The organism is Labrys sp. WJW, from assembly GCF_001676615.1.
Lineage (GTDB): Bacteria > Pseudomonadota > Alphaproteobacteria > Rhizobiales > Labraceae > Labrys > Labrys sedimenti.
In genome coordinates, this window is the sequence record NZ_LYXZ01000033.1 from 16,432 (window position 1) to 34,665 (window position 18,234).

15 protein-coding genes are annotated in these 18,234 nt (G+C 64.0%); 7 read left to right on the forward strand and 8 right to left on the reverse strand.

From position 1 onward, the window contains the following. Positions 1-11 precede the first annotated feature (11 nt). Entirely contained in the window at positions 12-1,508 is a 1,497-nt protein-coding gene (locus BA190_RS19490; protein ID WP_068291024.1) for a sugar ABC transporter ATP-binding protein, read from the reverse strand. Positions 1,509-1,722: 214 nt separating this feature from the next. Beyond that, complete coding sequence (rhaS, locus tag BA190_RS19495; RefSeq protein ID WP_068291262.1) at positions 1,723-2,715, reverse strand: rhamnose ABC transporter substrate-binding protein; 993 nt, start codon at positions 2,713-2,715, stop codon at positions 1,723-1,725. A gap of 304 nt (positions 2,716-3,019) precedes the next feature. Between rhaS and BA190_RS19500 the strand changes: the two genes are divergently transcribed. Continuing rightward, positions 3,020-3,595, forward strand: a complete 576-nt coding sequence (locus BA190_RS19500) for a tyrosine phosphatase family protein (RefSeq protein ID WP_068291026.1) — start codon at positions 3,020-3,022, stop codon at positions 3,593-3,595. A gap of 67 nt (positions 3,596-3,662) precedes the next feature. Here BA190_RS19500 and BA190_RS19505 read toward each other — a convergent pair whose 3' ends face one another. The 4 genes from BA190_RS19505 to BA190_RS19520 all read right to left on the reverse strand — a co-directional run bounded on the left by BA190_RS19505 (position 3,663) and on the right by BA190_RS19520 (position 9,332). Further along, on the reverse strand, positions 3,663-5,033 hold the full coding sequence (locus BA190_RS19505) for an FGGY-family carbohydrate kinase (RefSeq protein ID WP_068291027.1): 1,371 nt from the start codon (positions 5,031-5,033) through the stop codon (positions 3,663-3,665). Positions 5,034-5,154: 121 nt separating this feature from the next. Continuing rightward, the gene (locus tag BA190_RS19510; RefSeq protein ID WP_068291030.1) at positions 5,155-6,219 is read right to left on the reverse strand and encodes a substrate-binding domain-containing protein; all 1,065 of its coding nucleotides are present in this window, start codon (positions 6,217-6,219) and stop codon (positions 5,155-5,157) included. Positions 6,220-6,376: 157 nt separating this feature from the next. Continuing rightward, positions 6,377-7,993 (reverse strand): FGGY-family carbohydrate kinase, encoded by a 1,617-nt coding sequence (locus BA190_RS19515; RefSeq protein WP_068291032.1) that lies wholly within the window; start codon positions 7,991-7,993, stop codon positions 6,377-6,379. Between the two features lie 310 nt (positions 7,994-8,303). Next, a complete protein-coding gene (locus BA190_RS19520; protein WP_082979881.1) occupies positions 8,304-9,332 on the reverse strand; it encodes a LacI family DNA-binding transcriptional regulator in 1,029 nt (342 codons plus the stop codon). Here BA190_RS19520 and BA190_RS19525 point away from each other — a divergent pair. Further along, positions 9,331-10,446, forward strand: coding sequence for a phytanoyl-CoA dioxygenase family protein (locus BA190_RS19525; RefSeq protein ID WP_245314849.1), 1,116 nt, complete (start codon positions 9,331-9,333; stop codon positions 10,444-10,446). The two genes, BA190_RS19520 and BA190_RS19525, sit on opposite strands and share 2 nt — an antisense overlap. A 92-nt stretch (positions 10,447-10,538) precedes the next feature. Then, positions 10,539-11,876, forward strand: a complete 1,338-nt coding sequence (locus BA190_RS19530) for an MFS transporter (protein WP_068291040.1) — start codon at positions 10,539-10,541, stop codon at positions 11,874-11,876. A gap of 314 nt (positions 11,877-12,190) precedes the next feature. On the opposite strand, the gene BA190_RS19535 is transcribed toward BA190_RS19530, so the two are convergent. Beyond that, on the reverse strand, positions 12,191-13,390 hold the full coding sequence (locus BA190_RS19535) for an MFS transporter (protein WP_245314850.1): 1,200 nt from the start codon (positions 13,388-13,390) through the stop codon (positions 12,191-12,193). A gap of 93 nt (positions 13,391-13,483) precedes the next feature. Between BA190_RS19535 and BA190_RS19540 the strand changes: the two genes are divergently transcribed. Beyond that, on the forward strand, positions 13,484-14,143 hold the full coding sequence (locus BA190_RS19540; protein WP_068291043.1) for a metalloregulator ArsR/SmtB family transcription factor: 660 nt from the start codon (positions 13,484-13,486) through the stop codon (positions 14,141-14,143). Between the two features lie 12 nt (positions 14,144-14,155). Here BA190_RS19540 and BA190_RS19545 read toward each other — a convergent pair whose 3' ends face one another. Continuing rightward, the gene (locus tag BA190_RS19545) at positions 14,156-14,938 is read right to left on the reverse strand and encodes a DeoR/GlpR family DNA-binding transcription regulator (RefSeq protein WP_068291046.1); all 783 of its coding nucleotides are present in this window, start codon (positions 14,936-14,938) and stop codon (positions 14,156-14,158) included. A 166-nt stretch (positions 14,939-15,104) separates the two neighbouring features. Between BA190_RS19545 and BA190_RS19550 the strand changes: the two genes are divergently transcribed. The 3 genes from BA190_RS19550 (at position 15,105) to BA190_RS19560 (ending at position 18,105) form a co-directional block, all read left to right on the forward strand. Then, positions 15,105-17,183, forward strand: a complete 2,079-nt coding sequence (locus BA190_RS19550; protein ID WP_245314851.1) for a bifunctional rhamnulose-1-phosphate aldolase/short-chain dehydrogenase — start codon at positions 15,105-15,107, stop codon at positions 17,181-17,183. 63 nt (positions 17,184-17,246) lie between these two features. Continuing rightward, complete coding sequence (locus BA190_RS19555) at positions 17,247-17,531, forward strand: hypothetical protein (protein WP_068291052.1); 285 nt, start codon at positions 17,247-17,249, stop codon at positions 17,529-17,531. Next, complete coding sequence (locus tag BA190_RS19560; protein WP_068291054.1) at positions 17,521-18,105, forward strand: type II toxin-antitoxin system VapC family toxin; 585 nt, start codon at positions 17,521-17,523, stop codon at positions 18,103-18,105. Before BA190_RS19555 ends, BA190_RS19560 begins: the two co-directional genes overlap by 11 nt. Positions 18,106-18,234: the final 129 nt, after the last annotated feature.

An 18,234-nucleotide genomic window follows, 5' to 3' on the forward strand; every position in this document is an offset into this window, starting at 1 on the left:
AAACCTTCCTGTCATGTCTGGCCTCCTGTGGCTGATGTAACGATGGCGGCGGCATCCATTTCGGCCCGCGCGAATTCCTTCACGATGCGCCCCTCATGCATCACCAGGATGCGGTCGGACATGCCCATCACCTCCGGCAGTTCGGAGGAGATCAGCACTACGGCGAGGCCCTCGGCGGCCAGGTCCACCATGAAATCGTGCACGGCGGCCTTGGAGCCGACGTCGATGCCCTTGGTCGGCTCGTCCAGGATGATGACCTTTGGATTGGTGGCGAGCCATTTGGCGATCACCACCTTCTGCTGGTTGCCGCCGGACAGGTCCTGCAGTTTCTGGTCCCAGGAGGCGGCCTTCACCGCCAGCCTCGTGCCGAGCCGGCGCGTATCCGATATCTCCGAGCGCTGGCTGAGGAAGCCGAAGCGGGCATGGCGCATCAGGCTCGCCAGCGTGGTGTTCTCGCGCACGCCGAAAGGCAGCACGGCGCCCTGGATCTGGCGATCCTCCGGCACATAGGCGATGCCGGCGGCGATGGCATCGGCCGGGCTCTTGATCGCAAGCGCCTTGCCGCGCACCCGGATCTCGCCCTTGTCCAGCCGGGACAGCCCGAACACCGCCTGCATCGCTTCGGACCGGCCGGCGCCGACCAGCCCGTAAAGGCCGAGAATCTCGCCCTGACGCAGCGTGAAGGAGATCTCGGCGAACTCGCTGTCATTGGCGAGGTCCCTGACCTCGAGCGCGACGTCGCCGATCGGCACCTCGCGCTTGGGAAAGACCTGGTCGATCGAACGCCCGACCATCAGGCGGACAAGTTCGGCCGGGGTCGCCTCGCTGATCGCGCCATCGCCGACATATTCGCCGTCGCGCAGGCAGAGCCAGCGGTCGGCGACGCGGAAGATCTCCTCGAATTTGTGGCTGATGAACAGGATCGCCCGTCCCTCGGCCTTGAGCTGGTCGATGATACGGAAGAGATCGTCGATCTCGCGGGCCGAGAGCGCCGCCGTCGGCTCGTCCATGATGACGATGCGGGCCTCGTGGGACAAGGCACGGGCGATCTCGACCAGGTGCTTCTGGGCCACGCTCAGGGCCTTCAGCGGCTCGCCCGGATCGATGTCGGCATCGAGGCGCTTGAGCAAGTCGCGCGTGCGCGCATGGACGATGCCCCAATCCACCAGGCCGCCGGCGCCCTTGGGCATATGCCCCATGAAGACGTTCTCGGCGACCGAGAGCTCGTCGAACATGATGGTTTCCTGGTGGATGGCGGTGATGCCGGCCGCCCAGGCATCGCGCGGGCTCGAAAAGCGCACCGCCTCGCCGCCGACCCTGAGCTCGCCCTCGTCCGGCGTGTAGATGCCGGTGAGGATCTTCACGATCGTGGACTTGCCGGCGCCGTTCTCCCCGAGCAGCGCCGTGACCTCACCGGGATGGAGGGTAAGACGCACGTCATGCAGCGCCCGCACGCCGGGAAAACGCTTGGAGACGCCGGAAAGGGAAAGCAGGGGAGTGGAGGTCATGAAACAGTCCGGCAAGGAAACGCTGCCATGCCGAATGAGGCGCGACAGGCCTTCTCCCCTTGCGGGAGAAGGTGGCATTGCGAACGCAATGACGGATGAGGGGTGTTAGAGCGGACTCTGCAAGGTTGCGTCTCTCCCCTCATCCGCCCCTTCGGGGCACCTTCTCCCGCAAGGGGAGAAGGCTGGGCGCGCCCCATTCACCCAGATCCGATCTTCAGAAGATCTTGGCGTATTTCTCGACGTTCGACTTGTCGAAGGTGAAGGGCTCGCCCATCACCGCCTCACCGTCCTCGCCGATCTTGGTCTCGCCCATGCGGCCCATCTTCACGGTGGAGCCGGGCTTGGCGTCCTCGCCGCCAATGATGCCGGCCAGGATCTGCGTGGCCGAATAGCCGTAATCAACCGGATTCCAGATCGCGAACGAGTCGCAGGCACCCTTCAGCACGGCGTCCTTCATTTCGGACGGCAGGCCGAGGCCGGTGATGAACACCTTGCCGGCCAGGCCGCCGTCGATGATCGCCTTGGCGCCGGCGCGGATGCCGATGGTGGTGGGCGAGATCACGCCCTTGAGATTGGGGTGCGTCTTCACCAGGCCCTGCATCTCGCGGTAGGACTTGTCGTCCTGGTCATCGCCATAGACGGTGTCGACCAGCTTGAGCTTGGCGTATTCGGGCTTCTCCCATTCCCGCTTCATGGCGGCGATCCAGGAATTCTGGTTCGTCATGGTGGAGGCGGCCGAGAGAATGGCGACCTCGCCCTCGCCCTTGAGGGTCTTGGAAATCATCTGCACCTGCTTGGCGCCGATCATCTCGGTGGAAGAGGCATTGAGATGCATGATGCGCCCGCCCTTGGCGATGGCGCTGTCGAAGGAGATCACCTTGATACCGCGCTGTGCGGCCTTCTTGCCGACGGGCACCAGAGCGTTGGCGTCATTGGCCGAGACGATGATGCCGTCGACCTTCTGGGCGATCAGGGCGTCGATCACCGCGATCTGGTCTTCGGCGGTCGCCTTGGTCGGGGCGGTGTAGATGATCTCGATGCCGCCGAGTTCCTTGGCCGCCTGCTGGGCGCCGTCGCGGCAGGCATCGAAATAGGAATTGCCGAGATTCTTGACCACCAGGGCGATGCGCTTGTTGGCGGCGAAGGCCGGCGTGACCGCGCCGAGCGGCAGGGCGCCTGCCAGCAGCGAGCCGCCCAGGATCTTCAAGGCGCTGCGACGAGACTGATCGTCGAACATGTCGTTCCCTCCAGTTTTATTTCTATTCTTGGCCAGCCGAGCCTTGCCGGTCTGTCTGCCCGCAGGTGGCTTGACCGCCGACTCTCCCGCGCAGAGGCGCCATTCATGCTCGCCTCGCCGGCGAATGCAAGAGTCGGCTGCAATTTGTCTGATTAATTTTGGCAAGGCAGCCATCGTCTTGTCCGAGCCTTCCGCGCGAATGTCTTGATGACCGGGGGTCCAGCCGCTACGACAGTGGAAATCGTCCCTTCTCCACACATTGCCTTTGGAACCGATGACTTCCCTTCCTTCCTTTGCGGCCTGGACCGTCTGCGGCATCGACGAGCTCGATCAGTTCAGCGGCTCCGGCGTCAGCCATGTGCTCTCGATCGTCGATCCGGACTGGCCTGAGCTGAGCGCCTTCGGTGCCTATGGCGCGCACCAGCGCACCATCCTGCAGTTCGACGACATCATCGATCCCCTGGCCGGCAAGATCATGCCGGCCCGCGAGCACATGGCCGAAATCCTGCGCTTCGCCCGCGACGAAGCCGGCGCCATCCTCGTGCCGGAACGCCTGCTGGTACATTGTCATATGGGCGTCTCGCGCTCGACGGCGGCGATGGCGACTTTGATGGCGCGCTCCGATTCGAACCTGCCCGAGGACGAGATCTTCGCCCGCCTGCGCAAGATCCGCCCGCAGGCCTGGCCCAATTCCGTGCTGATCGGCTTTGCCGACGATCTCTTGGGCCGCGGCGGGCGTCTGACGCAGGCCCTTCGCCGGCACTATGCCTTCCAGAAACAGCACCGCCCCGACATGGCCGATTGGATGGTCCGGCTCGGCCGGGCGCGCGAAGTCGAGATGGCGGCCTGAGGCTCATCCGAAGCGCCCGGTGGCATGGAGTGTCGACCTGCCGGTCGACGCTCCGCATGCTCTTCCGTCAAGCGACCTGCGGCAGCGCCGAGCGCCAGGCGGTCTTGTAGCGAAGCAGGGCCTCGGCATCGGCATAGGCCATTGCCGGTCTTGCCGGCTCACGCGCCGGCATGTCGGGCCAGGTCGCGAGAAGCGAGGTGCCATAGGCGGTGCCGGAGCTGTCGAGGCTGGGCAGGACCGCCTGCCCCGGGCGCAGTGCTGCGAGCAGGCTGCAATAGACCGGGTTGGCGGCAAAGCTGCCCTCGATCAGCAAGGGTCCGCTGTTGGCACCGAGCGCCTCGAGGAGATAGTCGGTCAGGAGCACGCAATAGAGGCTGGCGAGCGCCGCCCGCATGCCCTCGCCGTCTGGCAGCGTGCCCCGGATCGCGCCGGGATGCCCCGGAAATGGCCCGCCATTGGGCACGAAGCTCGGCAGCGCCAGCACGCCGGCCGCCATCACGGCCGCGGCATCGGCGAGCGAGCAGGTCGGCGACGCGCCATCGAGGATAACAGCAAATTCCCGCCCGCCCATGAATTTGGCCGCCGGCACCGGCCGGGCCTCGACATCGGCATAGGCCTGCATGTCCCTGGCCGCATCGAGCCGGCCGGGATCGGCGCCCAGGGCCATGATCACCGCCCAGGTGCCGGAGGAAACCAGCGTGAAGGGCGGCTCGAAGGCAATCAGGTGCGGCAGGATCGAGCCGTTGGAATCGTGGATGCCCGCACGCACCCTGACCGTATCCGGCAAGCCGGTCTCGGCCCGCACCTCGGGCCGCAGCGGGCCCAGCACGGCATAGGCCGCGATCGGCGGTGGGAACAGCGCCTCCCAGTCACGCCGGGTCACCAGGGAGGAGAGGCGCTTTTCACGGACGGCCCACAAATCGGAATGGCCGCCGATGCCGGTGACCTCGTTGCGGGCGATGCCGGTGAGGCGCCAGGTGAAATATTGCGGATAGGGCACGATATGCCGGACACGCGCGAATGCTTCGGAGTGGTGCAGCTGCTGGTAGAAGATCTGCTTGCCGGAATTGAGCCCCGCCGACATCGGCGGGGACAGAGTTTCGGCAAAGGGCGGGCGGAACGGCGCATACTCGGCCTCGACCGCGCCGACGCCCTCGAACTCGTAGTCCATCACCGGCAGGGCCAGATCATTGTCGCCGATCAGCGCCATGGCGGCGCCATGGGTGGTGACGGCGATATCCGCGATGGCGTGCTCGGCACCGGCCTGGCGCAGCCCTTCCATCAGGAAGCGCCAGATCGTCTCGACATCGGCATGCGGATAGGGCGGGCCGGCCAGCGTCCGGTTCGGCATCGAAGCCTGCCAAAGGCTGGCGGCTCCGTCGAACAGGACCAGTTTCACATTGGTCTTACCGACATCGAGCACGGCGGTGACGGACATGGTCGGCTCGCAGGATTATCTTTCACCAAGACATTTTCAAAGGAAGCAGACTTCCTGATCAAGAAAATGCCTCGAAACGAGGAACTAGAGCAACAAGCGTGCAGTGATGAATACGCTTGCTCTAGAGATCGGCATATTTGTCGAAATTCTTGGCATCGACCACGAAGGGACGCAGCGTGGCGACACTGTTCTCGCCGAGGGCGATCTGGCCGAGGCGGCCGGCGGTGACCAGGCTGCCAGTACCGGTGGTCATGGTGTTCCTGGCCAGCGCCGCGGCAATCTGCATGGCGGCATAGCCGATATCCACCGGATTGGCGGTTGCGAAATACTCCACCGCCTTGGCCGACATGGCGGCCTTCAGCGTGGCCGGACGGCCGAAGCCGGTAACGAAGACCTTGCCGGCAAGGCCCCTGTCCGAGACGCATTGTGCCGCCCCCACCAGCGCCGCCGGGCTGAAGACCAGCAGGCCCTTGAGGTTGGGGCGTTGCCTCAGCACGAAGTCAGCGGCGGCATAGCCGGCCTTTTCATTGTCATTGTCATAGAGCGTGTCGGCAAGCTTGAGCTTGCCATAGGCCGGCTTGAGCCATTGCTGCATGGTCTCCGAAACCAGCCCCTGCCCATCCGCGCCAGTGCGCGCACCGGCCAGGATGGCGACGTCACCGCCATCCTTGGCATCGTCGGCCAGCATCTGAAGGAAGGTCTCCGCTTTGCCGCGACTGCTGACGGGATCGACATGGGCCGTACGCGAATTGGCCGGCAAGGCCTGCTCGAAGGAAACTACCTTGATGCCGCGGATCATGGCGCGCTTGCACAGCGGCGCCAGCAGGCCGGCATCAACAGGGCTGATCAGGATGGCATCGACTTTCTGCTTCACGAAGCCGTTGATGAAGAGAGCCTGTTCGCGCACCTGACGCTTTTCCGGCGCCGCCACGGCCATGTCGAGCGTGCCGATCTGCGTCGCGGCCTCCTGGGCCCCGTCGGTGCAGGCCTTGTAGAAGGGATCATCCTTGACCGGCACGATCACCCCGACGCGCAACCTGCCCTCGGTCACCGGCAAGATCGGCGTCGGATCGGCCTTGGGCTTGGGTTTCGGACTGGGGGCCGACAAAGCTGATGACGACATGCCGACAAGCCCCAAGCCCCCCAGCAGCGTGACGATCTGGCGGCGGTTGAAGGTATCGGTCATGGGAACTCCGTCCGGGATGGTGCAAAAACGGCAAGTAACGCCGCGAGTTCGGCCGAACAGCCGGACAGGCAGCGAGAGCGGCCGAATCACGGCCGCGCCCATCTCATCACATGCCATGATCTTTGCAATCACGGCGTTAGCGCTAAATCGCGTTGCTTCAGGCCATCAACTCGCGGGCCTGCCGCCCCGCGGCCTGCAAAACTTCATAAACCCTGAACTTCTTCTCGTGGAAGGCACGGATCTCACCTTGACCGGGCGCGTAGGTGGCGCCGAGCGCGGACATGCCGCTCATCGCCTCGCCCAACGTGGGATAGGCCTTGCCGGCCACGGCGCCGAGCATGGCCGCACCGAGCAGGACCGGCTCCGGTGTCTCGGCGACCGCGACCTCGATGCCGGTGGCGTCGGCGATGATCTGGCGCACCAGCGGGCTCTGGGCCGCGCCGCCCGAGATGATGATCTGCTGGAGCACGATGCCCTTGGCCGCCATGGCCTCGACGATCTGCCGCGCGCCATAGGCCAGACCGCACAGCCCGGCGACATAGAGCCTGACCAAGCTGTCGAGATCGTCTTCGAGGTCCAGCCCCGCGATTACAGCCCGGGCATCGGGGTCGGCATGGGGCGCCCGATTGCCGAGAAATTCGGGCACGACGTGAATGCTGCGCGCCAGGGTAGCATCGCCGGCGAGATTGGCCTGCGCCTCCAGCCAGGCCAGCAGGGGGCGCCCGGCGGTCTCTGCCCGCTCCACGGCCTGGGCGTAGGCGGGATGCAGAGTGAGGAGATGGTCGAGCGCCGCGCCGGCTGCCGATTGCCCACCCTCGTTCAGCCAGAGGCCAGGCACCATCGCCGAGAAATAGGGGCCCCACACGCCCGGCACGAAGGCGGCCTCGCGCGTGCTCGCCATGGTGCAGGCCGAGGTGCCGAAGACATAGGCGAGGCGCGCCGTCACGTCGGCACCCTCGCCGTCCCTGCCGGCCGCGCCGACGGTGCCGATGCCGCCGGCATGCGCATCGATCAGGGAGGCGCCGACGGGAATGCCCGCCGTCAGGCCGAGATCGGCGGCAGCGGCCTCGGTCAGGCCGGAACCGAGCGGCGAACCGACATCCACGATGGTGTCGCCGATGCGGGCAAAGCCTTCATCGGCGAGCGCGCCGAGGCCGATCTTGTGGAAATAGCCGGCGTCCCAGCGCTTCTCATGCGCGAGATAGGTCCATTTGCAGGTGACGGTGCAGACCGAGCGCGACAGTGAGCCCGTGGCGCGCCAGCTCAGATAATCGGGCAGGTCGAAGAAAAAACCGGCCGAGGCGAAGATCTCCGGCTTGTGTTCCCTCAGCCAGAGCAGCTTGGGTGTCTCCATCTCCGGCGAGATCACGCCGCCGACATAACGCAGCACCTCTTCGCCGGTCTCGTTGATGCGCCGGGTCTGGTCGAGCGAACGATGGTCCATCCACACGATCACGTTGCGATTGGGATCTTCCGACGGGCCGACCGAAAGTGGCTCGCCCTGCTTGCCCACGACCACCAGCGAGCATGTCGCATCGAAGCCGATGCCGGCGATGGCGCCGGGCTGGACCGCAGCCTCGGCCAGTGCTGCCTTCGTGGCCGTGCAGACCGCCTGCCAGATGTTCTCGGAGGATTGCTCGACGATGTCGCCCGGCTCGTGCCAGATGGTGATCGCCTGCTTGGCCGACCCGACCAGCTCGCCCTTGGCGTCGAACACGCCGGCCCGGGCCGAGCCCGTGCCGACATCGACACCGATGAAATAGTGATCGCCCATCTCGCGGTTCGCTCCCGGATATGTTGCAGCCTTCCGCTGCTCTGAGCCTTCAGCTTAAAGGGGCGCCCCGGCTTGGCAACCTCGATTGGCAGGCAGAGCTGATACGAATTTCACCGGCGCAATCGCCTTTCGGGCGGAACACTAAAGCGCTTTCTAGAAAAGCTGATAGATTTTTCGATTAAGAAAACGCATCAAAACAATGCGTTAGAGAGAAAGTGCGAATGCATGGTCGCGAACGCTCGCCACAGGCGATTGCCTTTCGATCAACGAAGAGCGCTCCCACCGCGCTGCCGGCGTTTGGCAACCACCGCTACGCCGAACTGCGGCGCACCACCTCAAAACCGATATCGACGATCCCCACGGGAACCGTCTCTTTGCGTATGCGCGCCAGTACCAATTCGCCGGCGCGCGTTCCAATGTCACGCCCAGCGATGCGTATCGTCGTGAGATCAAGGCCACTCGGCTGGGCGATCGCGAAATCGCCGAAGCCGGCGACGGCGAGCGCTTGCGGTGTCTCGATGCCCCGCCGCTGTGCGGCCAGCAGCACACCGGCAGCGATGGCATCAAGCGAGCAAAACACGGCATCCGTATCGGGAAAACGGGCCAGCAGTTCATCAAGGAGCGCCGGACCGCTTTCCATGCCGGCGACCACAGCCGCTACGGCAATTTCGCGCGGCGCTATGCCCAGAGCCGCCAGTGCCGTGCGATAGCCCTCGCGCCGCTGCAGGCCGCGCCGATCCTTCTCGTCACCGGGACCGATGAAACCGATGCGTCGATAACCATAGCCGTGCAGCGCCATCGTCATCGCGCGACCAGCAGCCGGATTGTCGAAGCCGACCGCCATGTCGACCGGTTCTGCCGGCAGTTCCCAGGTCTCGACGACGGGCACGCCGGCCGTGCTCAGCAAGCGGCGCGCACGGGGCGTATGCAGCGTGCCGGTCAACACGACTCCATCAGGACGGCGGCCGAGGATCGCACGCAGCAAACGCTCCTCGTCGGTCGCCGAATAATCCGACGAGCCGAGCAGAATGGAAAAACCAGCCGCTTCGACGCACCGTGTGAGGCCGGCAATGGTCTGTGAGAAGATCGCGTTCTCGAACGTCGAGACCACCGCGGCGATCAATCCGCTCCGCCGTGCAGCAAGACTGCCGGCCAGGAGGTCTGGCACATAGTCCAATTCGGCCATCGCCGCTTCGATGCGAGCCCGCGTTGCCACGGCAACAAGCTCGGGCGTGCGCAGCGCGCGCGACACGGTCATCTGCGAAACGCCAGCGCGTTCCGCCACATCGTCCATGCGGAGCCGGCGGTCTGTTTTGGGCTGTGATCTGGGGGCTGCCATGCGCCTTTATTCACTTCATCCGGTTCGGCGCATCGTCGCGCAAAAGGCCGACTTCGCCTCGTATTATTTTTTTCCGCACAACTCAATGCACTTGACTCCAGATCATGTTATCGCAAACATGTTTGCGCAATCATGTTTACGCAAACAGACATTCGCCGTTCAAGCAAGAAACGCCATGTCTGAAGGAGGAAAAATGCTCAGTGAAGCCCAGATCCAGGCTTATCACGACGATGGCTACATCCTTGTCGAGGATGTCGTCACGGGTAAGGAACTCGAAGAACTGCGACGTTTGACCTACGAAAAGATCGATCAATCGCGGGCCGTATCAGCAAGCGACGAGGTATTCGACCTCGACGACGGGCACTCGAAAGACAACCCGAAGTTGACGCGCATCAAGATGCCGCACATTCAGATGCCTGCGTTCTGGGACGTGTTGAAATCCAGCAAATTCCGCTCGGTGCTGGAAGCCCTTCTTGGTCCGGCCGTGCGCTTGCAGACTTCGAAGCTCAATACGAAGGCACCCGGCGGCGGGGCCGCCGTCGAATGGCACCAGGACTGGGCGTTCTATCCGCACACCAATGATGACGTGCTTGCGATCGGCCTCATGCTTGAGGACGTCGAGGAGGAAAGCGGTCCGCTGCTCGTCATACCGGGCACGCATAAGGGGCCGGTGCTCAGCCACTTCGTCAACGGCGTATTCGCCGGCGCGATCGATCCAGGCGATCCGCTGTTCGAGAAGGACAAGATCGTCACGCTGACCGGCAAGGCCGGCTCGATGACGGTACATCATTGCCGCACATTGCACGGGTCTGCGCCGAACGTGTCGAACCGGGCGCGTCTCATCTGTTTCTATGAGATGTGCGCGGCAGATGCCTGGCCACTTGCGGGTGGCGCGGGCGCCTTCCTCAACATGAACCAGCGCCAAGTCTATGACACGGTACAAAGCCGGATCATCTTCGGCGAGCAGACGATGCGCCCGCGCCTGAAAGACGTGCCGGTGCTCCTGCCGTTGCCGCCGGCGCCGGACGCGACCTCGATCTTCAAGACACAAAAGAGCGCGGGCGCGGTCAGCGCCTTCGCCAAGGCCGATCAGAAGGCCGGGCACGCGGCCTAGCCGCGCCGCTTGCGAGCGCGCAAAGCGCAGCCGGCGTCCAACGAGGCGCCGGTCATTCGATACAAAACAAATGCCTCCGGGGAGGATCCTCTATGCCAAAAGCTGCGATGGAAATGCATCCACGCAAGGTCATCGTCGCGTCTTGCGTCGGTTCTGCACTCGAATGGTACGACTTCTTCATCTATGCGACGGCCGCCGGTCTCGTGTTCGGCAAGCTGTTTTTTGCTGATTTCGGCGGTAAGGGCACGTTGATTGCCCTCGCAACGTTCGGCGTCGGCTTCATCGCTCGCCCTTTCGGCGGCCTGTTCTTCGGCTATCTCGGCGACCGCATCGGCCGAAAGCCGGTGCTGCTGATCACCTTGATGATGGTTGGCATCGGCACAGTTCTCATCGGCCTGTTACCGACTTACGACCAGATCGGTATCTGGGCGCCAATCCTGCTCGTCGCGATGCGCCTGATGCAGGGTTTCGGCGCGGGTGCCGAATATACGGGCGCCGTTATCCTGCTCGCCGAGTATGCGCCAACCGGCAAGCGTGGCTTTTGGTGCTCATTTGCGCCCGCCGGAGTCGGCCTCGGAATGATGTTGGCATCGAGCGCCTTCTGGCTCGTCTCGCAATTGCCGCAAGAACAATTCATGGACTGGGGCTGGCGCCTGCCATTCCTGGCCAGCATCGTCATCATCGCGTTCGGTTTGTTCGTGCGCTACCGTATCGATGAAACACCGGTGTTCGAGACGATTGCCGCCGAGCCGGAAAAGAAATCGAAAAATCCGATCGTCGAGTCCCTGACCAAGCAACCGCGCAACTTCTTCGTCGTTCTCGGCGCGCGTCTTGCCGAGAACGGCTTTGGCTATTTATTCCCGGTATTCGGGCTTAGCTACGCGGTGAACACGCTCGAGTTCCCCAAGGATCAATCATTGTTCGTGCTGATGACCAGCTATGTCGTGCAGGTAGCTTGCGTGATCGGCTTCGCCGCGCTGTCGGATCGCATCGGCCGACGGCCGGTCTACATCGCCGGCGCGTTGTTTGGATGTCTCATCGCGTTCCCGTTTTTCTGGCTTCTCGAGTCGAAATCGTTCCTGGCTTCGATCGCCGCGTTCTGGCTGGCGCAGATAGCGGTCGGTATGATGTTCGGCGTACAGGCTGCATATTTCTCCGAACTTTTCGGGCCGGCGCGCCGCTTCTCGGGTTTCGCTTTCGCGCGCGAGCTCGGGTCGCTTCTCGCCGGCGGCCCAGCACCCGCATTGGCGACCTTGATGGTGTCGTGGGCTTCAGGCTCATCGTGGCCGGTAGCGCTCTATTCTATCTTCCTCGGCCTCTGCACGGCCTATGCCGTATGGATGGGTCCGGAAACCTATCGCGACGATATCGCAGTCGACCAACTCGAGAGCGACGCCACAACTCTGCGGGCGCGGGCGCAAGTAGCGTAGCGAGGAATAGGAACGAGAAGAATGACAAAGGTCCGGGTTCGCAAGCGCGAACTCGGCATTGCCGGCCTCGTTGTGATCGGGCGCCGGAGGAGGCCTCGTCTGCACGTGGTGCTTGGCCATGCGGTTGAGGTCGCCATTGCCGTCATGCCCCTTTTCTTTCCGATGCCGCGGCATTCCGCTGCCCTGAGCCTTCCGCGTAAAGGGCCCCCGGCTTGGCAACCTCGATTGGTGGGCGGGGCTGATAAGAATTTCACCGGGCAGGCCCATCGAATGCCGGGTTCGGCTAGGGTTTTCCACCACGCTCGGCCCGCATCTCAGGGGGCGGCGGCTGGCTCGAGACGCCGCCGGCGCCAACCCAGCCACAAAATGGCCAGCCCGGCGATCGCCATCCAGGGCAGCAGCAGCAGGTTGAGCGTCTGCCAGCCGAAAGCCTGCAGCAGGCCTCCGGCGCTGAAGGAACAGACGAGCCCCACGACGAAGATGGTCATGTCGTTCGTTGCCTGTGCACGCCCCTTCTCCGCCACCGTATAGGTGGCGGTCAGCAGGGTCGTGCCGCCGATATAGAGAAAGTTCCAGCCCATGCCGAGCAGCACGAGCGCCGAGGCAAAGGAGCCGAACGAGACACCGCTCAACGTCATCAGGACATGGCCGGCGAGCAGGACGACGCCGGCCAGCATGATACGCAGCACACCGAAACGCGCGATCAGCGAACCCGTGAAGAAGGATGGCAGGAACATGCCGAGGACGTGAAGCTGAATAACCATCGCGGCGACGGAAAGATCATGGTGGTGATGAACCATCGCAAGCGGCGTCGCCGTCATCGCCAGGATCATGACGCCGTAGCCGGTCGCCGCGCCGAACAGGGCGACGAGATAGGCCGGCTGCGAAACGATGGTCCGCCACGGCCGGCCGGCGGCCGTCTTGCCGGCCTCCACCGTCGCAGCGGGGATATGCAGGCCGAGAAGCACGCCGGCACCGGCCATGGAGACCAGCGTCAGCAGCAGGAAGGAACCGACATAATGCGGTTCCAGCAGAGGCGCACCAAGAGGGCCGAGCGTGGGGCCGCCGAGCGCGGCGACGATGCCGCCGGCGAGCACCAGCGAGATCGCGCGCGGCCGGAAGGCCTCGTCCGCGATCTCGCCGGCCGCGAAACGGTAGAATTGCGCGAAAGCCTGGTAGACGCCAACGAGGAAAGTGCCCAGCGACAACAGCGGGAGCATGCCGAGCCAGAGGCCGGCCGCCGCCGCCAAGCCCCCCGCCGCGCCGAGGAGCGCTCCGGCGGTAAAGCCGGCCCGCCGTCCGACCCGCGTCATCCACATCGATGCTGGAAAGGTCGTCAGCGCCGTCCCGAGGAACATGGCCGCAATCGGCATGGTCGCCCATTCCGGGCGGGTGGCGATCTGCGCGCCGGCAAGGCCTCCGACCGTCATCACGAGGACGGAGGCGGTCTGAAACAATGCTTGGGCCGCGGCAAGCAGGAGAACCTGCCGATGCATGGGGAGGCCGGACGACACGGGCGAGTTCCTCTCGATCGGCAACCGGAACGGGCTAAAAATCAACTATTCAACTAATTGCTTGAATTCTTGTCTGATGTTAGAATTCTGTCAATGGCAAGTGCAAAGAATCGTCTTTTCGAGCAGTTTGCAGATCTGGCACGGGTGCTCGGGCATGCGCATCGGCTGGAATTGCTTGAGCATGCCTCCCAGGGCGAACGCTCGGTCGAACGATTGGCGCAGCTCACGGGCCTGTCCCTCGCCAATGCATCCCAGCATCTCCAGCACCTGCGCCGGGGAGGCTTCGTCCAGTCCCGGCGCGTCGGAAACCGGGTTCTCTACCGGCTCGGCGACGGCCCGATCCTCGAACTGCTGTCGGCCCTGCGCTGCTATGCCGAGCACAGCCAGTCCGAGGTGCGCGAGATCGTCACCGACTATTTCGATCGGCTCGACCGGCTCGAACCGGTTTCGCGCGAGGAACTGCTGAACCGCCTCGAAGACGGCAGCATAACCCTTCTCGACGTGCGGCCGGAGGACGAATTCGCGCTCGGCCATCTGCCGGGTGCCCTCAACCTGCCCTTCGACGAGCTGGAACGGCGTCTTTCCGAACTGCCGCCGAACCAGGAAATCGTGGCCTATTGTCGTGGGCCCTATTGCGTCCTGTCCTTCGAGGCCGTCGCCCTGCTTCGCACCAAGGGATATCGGATCCGGCGCCTCGAAGACGGCTTTCCGGAATGGAAGGCAGCCGGATTGCAGGTCGATGTGACCGCCTGACCGTCGCCGCCTTCAGCCCTCATCCACGACAACGATCTCGACCTCGACGCCGGCCTCCGCCAGCATGTCGCTCACGGCGGGCGGAATGCCGTCATCGGTGATCAGCCTGCGGATGCGCGACAGGGGTGCCACCGCCATCGAGCCGCGCGGCTCGAATTTCGAGGAATCCGCCAACACGATGAGATCGGCCGCGCGATTGAGCAGCTTGGCTTCGGCCCGTGCGATCAGCGGATCGCTCTCGATCAGCCCGAGCGGGCCGATCGAGGCCGCGCTCATGAACATCTTCGAGGCCGTATAGTGCTGGATCGAATCCTCGTCGAAGGGCGAGAGGATCAGGCTCTGGTCGCGATAGATCTCGCCACCGGGCAGGATGATGCGATTGTCGCTCTCCTGCATCAGGGCCGCGGCGATCGGGAAGGAATTGGTCAGGATCTGCAGGCGGGAGGCCCGCAGGAACTCGACCATGTGGAAGGTGGTCGACCCGCCATTGATGATGATGGATTCGCCGTCGCGGCACAGCGTGGCCGCACGCTCGGCGATCGCTCTCTTGCGCCCGGCGTTGAGGGCCTGACTGACACCGAAACGCTGTGCCTCGAGCTTGGCTCCTTCCGGCGAGGCCAGCGCACGGACACCGCCATGCATGCGCCTGACCATGCCTTGGGCGGCCAGATGGGTGAGATCGCGGCGGATGGTTGCGGGCGAGGCCCGCGTGACGGCGGCGAGTTCGCGGGCCGAGATCACCGAGCGTTCCTGCACAAGCCTGACGATGGCTTGCCAGCGTTCCTGTTCGTGCATGCCCCCTCCATTCGCTCACAATCTCGTTCATTCGCTCACACATGTCAACGATATGAGCGATTTGTTGCAACGCACGACAAATTTTACGCACCAAATGAGCGATAATGATTGACCATGAGCGACAGCATTCATAAGGTTGGCAGCAATGACACAGGAAACGCACGCCATGGCCTCCGCACGACTCGCAGACCTCTGGGACGACACCGTCGCAAATTCCCTCGATGAACCAGGCAAGCTGCTCTATCGCTCCAATTTGCTGGGCTCGGACCTGCGCATCACCAATTTCGGCGGCGGCAACACCTCGGCCAAGGTCAAGGCGACCGATCCGCTGACGCGCCAGGAGGTCACCGTGCTCTGGGTCAAGGGCTCGGGCGGCGACATCGGCTCGATGAAGCTCGACGGTTTCTCGACCCTCTATCTCGACAAGCTCGAAGCACTGAAGGGCCTCTATCGCGGCTTGGCACATGAGGACGAGATGGTCGGCTACCTGCCGCACTGCACCTTCGACCTCAATCCACGAGCGGCCTCCATCGACACGCCGCTGCATGCCTTCGTGCCGAAGATCCATGTCGACCATGTCCATCCCGACGCCGTGATCGCCATCGCCGCCTCGAAGAACGCCGAGAAGCTGACGAAGGACATCTTCGGCGGCGAGATCGGTTTCCTGCCCTGGCAGCGGCCCGGCTTCGATCTCGGCCTCAAGCTTTCCAAGCTGGCCACGGAGAATCCCCATCTCACCGGCGTGGTGCTCGGCGGGCACGGGCTGTTTACCTGGCATGACGATGCCAAGGCCTGCTACCAGCTCACCCTGCGCATCATCCAGAAGGCCGCCGACTGGCTGGAAGCCAAGGCAAGCAAGCCCGCCTTCGAGGGCGAGAAGGTCGCCTCCCTGCCTGCTGCCGAGCGTGCCGCCATCGCCACCCGCCTGATGCCGGCCATCCGCGGCCACATCGGCAAGGCCCAGGCCAAGTCGGGCCATTTCACCGACGCGCCGGAGGTGCTGGAATTCGTCAATTCAAACGCCTTGGCCAAGCTCGCGCCGCTCGGCACCTCCTGCCCCGACCATTTCCTGCGTACCAAGATCCGCCCCTTGGTGGTTCCCTTCGCCGGCGACATCGAGGCCACCATCGCCTCGCTCGACGGCCTGATCGAGGCCTATCGCGCCGACTACGCCGCCTATTACGAGCGCTGCAGGCATGCCGATTCGCCGGCCATGCGTGATCCCAATGCCGTGATCTACCTGGTGCCGGGCGTGGGCATGCTCTCCTTTGCCGCCGATAAGGCGACGGCCCGCATTGCCGCCGAATTCTATGTCAACGCCATCAATGTGATGCGCGGCGCCAGCGGTGTCGACAGCTATGTCGGCCTGCCCGAGCAGGAAGCCTTCAACATCGAATACTGGCTGCTCGAGGAAGCCAAGCTCCAGCGCATGCCCAAGCCCAAGGGCCTGGCCGGGCGCACCGCCCTGGTCACCGGTGGCGCCGGCGGCATCGGCCGCGCGATTGCCGCCCGCTTGATGCAGGAAGGCGCCAATGCCGTGCTGGCCGACATCGACCAGGCCTCGCTCGACACGGCCGTTGCCGATTTCGGCAGGGTGTTCGGCAAGGACAAAGTGCGCGGCATCCGGATGGACGTCACCGACGAGGCCAGCGTGATCGCCGCCTTCGAGGAAACGGCACGCAGCTATGGCGGCATCGACATCGTGGTCAACAATGCCGGCATCTCCTCGGCGGCCGCGGTCGAGGACACCACGCTGGAACTGTGGAACCGCAACATCTCCATCCTCGCCACCGGCTATTTCCTGGTGGCCCGCGAGGGCTATCGCCTGATGAAGACCGAGGGCAATGGTGGTTCCCTGGTCTTCATCGCCTCCAAGAACGGCGTCTCCGCCTCGGCCGGCGCCTCGGCCTATTGCACCGCCAAGGCGGCCGAAATCCACCTCGCCCGCTGCATGGCCCTGGAAGGGGCGCCGCACGGCATCCGCGTCAACGTCGTCAATCCCGACGCCGTGCTGCGCGGCTCCAAGATCTGGCAGGGCGAATGGCGCCAGCAGCGCGCCGCCTCCAACAAGATCGGCGAGGACGATTTGGAGGAGTTCTACCGCAAGCGTTCCCTGCTGCAGCGCTCGGTCTATCCCGAGGACATCGCCGAGGCTGTCTACTTCTTCGCCTCCGACCTTTCGGCCAAGTCCACCGGCAACTTCCTCAATGTCGATGCCGGCAATGTGGTGAGCTTCACGCGCTAAGATGCCAGGTTGCAATTGAACTCGTTAGACAGAATTGTTATTTTGTCTAACGAGGAGCCGCCAATGCTGAAATCGTCCCGTCAAAGCCCGACACTTCCCCAGAACCCGAGGCGGCAGTCGGTGATTGATACGGCGCGCCGGCTTGGGCTGCTCGGCGGCGAAAATGGCCGGATCGGCGGGCGGGTGCAGCGTGATCTCGTGGCGGCGGCCAAGGAGAAATCGGGAATCGCATCCGACACTGAACTGTTGGAATACGCCCTGGCCAGGGTCGCGCTCGAGGATGATTTCGGGGCTAAGCTCGTCCGCCGCAAGGGTCGGATCGAGAAAGACATCGACCTTGAATTTTGAGCTGGCGCGCGCACTTCGGCGCGTCAAACCGCAACGTGTCGCCGGTACGATTCGGCGACGGCCCCTTGCCGACCTGCCGAGCGTCATGACACCGATTTCGGCCGGCACCGAATTGCTGATCGACAGTTGCGTTTATATCGACGTACTGCAAGGCCATACACCAGTGAGCGTCGACGATCTGCTTTCTGCGCGGATCATCAATCACTCCACGATCTGCTTGGCTGAATTGACGCATCTGTTCGGCCGCCTCGACCCGAAGCACCCGGCGGCCAGGAACGTCCTGCGTGAAATACGGTACACGATCGAGGGCATTCCGGATCACCGACTTTCGTGCCCTTCCCATACGGCAATCGGTGAAGCAGGCATGCTGGCCAGCCTGGTGGCCCGCTTGTCTGGCGTCGACAATCGCGCGAACCAATCTCTCCTCAACGATGCAGGCCTCTATCTGCAGGCTGTGGAGAATGGCTGGACTGTGCTCACCAGCAATATTCGGGATTTCGATTATTTCGATCAGCTCCTGCCGGCCGACCGGGTACTCTTCTACGAGAAGACTGCGACCACGCCAAAGCGCTGACAAACGATAGTCCCGGCACCAGCCCACGGCAGAAGGCAGGGGATTGTGCAGCCAACATTCGCGGGCTAAGCGGAGGGGTCTGTTCCATCTGCGGGAACGGCCTCCCGCAGCGCTCAAGCAGTTCACCGC

Excerpts from the sequence above, each read along its gene's own strand:
- BA190_RS19540 (WP_068291043.1), top strand. The coding sequence starts at position 13,484 with ATGGCAAGTGCAAAGAATCGTCTTTTCGAGCAGTTTGCAGATCTGGCA.
- BA190_RS19490 (WP_068291024.1), bottom strand. The coding sequence starts at position 1,508 with ATGACCTCCACTCCCCTGCTTTCCCTTTCCGGCGTCTCCAAGCGTTTT.
- BA190_RS19515 (WP_068291032.1), bottom strand. The coding sequence starts at position 7,993 with ATGGGCGATCACTATTTCATCGGTGTCGATGTCGGCACGGGCTCGGCC.
- BA190_RS19505 (WP_068291027.1), bottom strand. The coding sequence starts at position 5,033 with ATGTCCGTCACCGCCGTGCTCGATGTCGGTAAGACCAATGTGAAACTG.
- BA190_RS19500 (WP_068291026.1), top strand. The coding sequence starts at position 3,020 with ATGACTTCCCTTCCTTCCTTTGCGGCCTGGACCGTCTGCGGCATCGAC.
- BA190_RS19555 (WP_068291052.1), top strand. The coding sequence starts at position 17,247 with ATGCTGAAATCGTCCCGTCAAAGCCCGACACTTCCCCAGAACCCGAGG.
- BA190_RS19510 (WP_068291030.1), bottom strand. The coding sequence starts at position 6,219 with ATGACCGATACCTTCAACCGCCGCCAGATCGTCACGCTGCTGGGGGGC.
- BA190_RS19545 (WP_068291046.1), bottom strand. The coding sequence starts at position 14,938 with ATGCACGAACAGGAACGCTGGCAAGCCATCGTCAGGCTTGTGCAGGAA.
- BA190_RS19550 (WP_245314851.1), top strand. The coding sequence starts at position 15,105 with ATGGCCTCCGCACGACTCGCAGACCTCTGGGACGACACCGTCGCAAAT.
- BA190_RS19520 (WP_082979881.1), bottom strand. The coding sequence starts at position 9,332 with ATGGCAGCCCCCAGATCACAGCCCAAAACAGACCGCCGGCTCCGCATG.
- BA190_RS19525 (WP_245314849.1), top strand. The coding sequence starts at position 9,331 with ATGCGCCTTTATTCACTTCATCCGGTTCGGCGCATCGTCGCGCAAAAG.
- BA190_RS19530 (WP_068291040.1), top strand. The coding sequence starts at position 10,539 with ATGCCAAAAGCTGCGATGGAAATGCATCCACGCAAGGTCATCGTCGCG.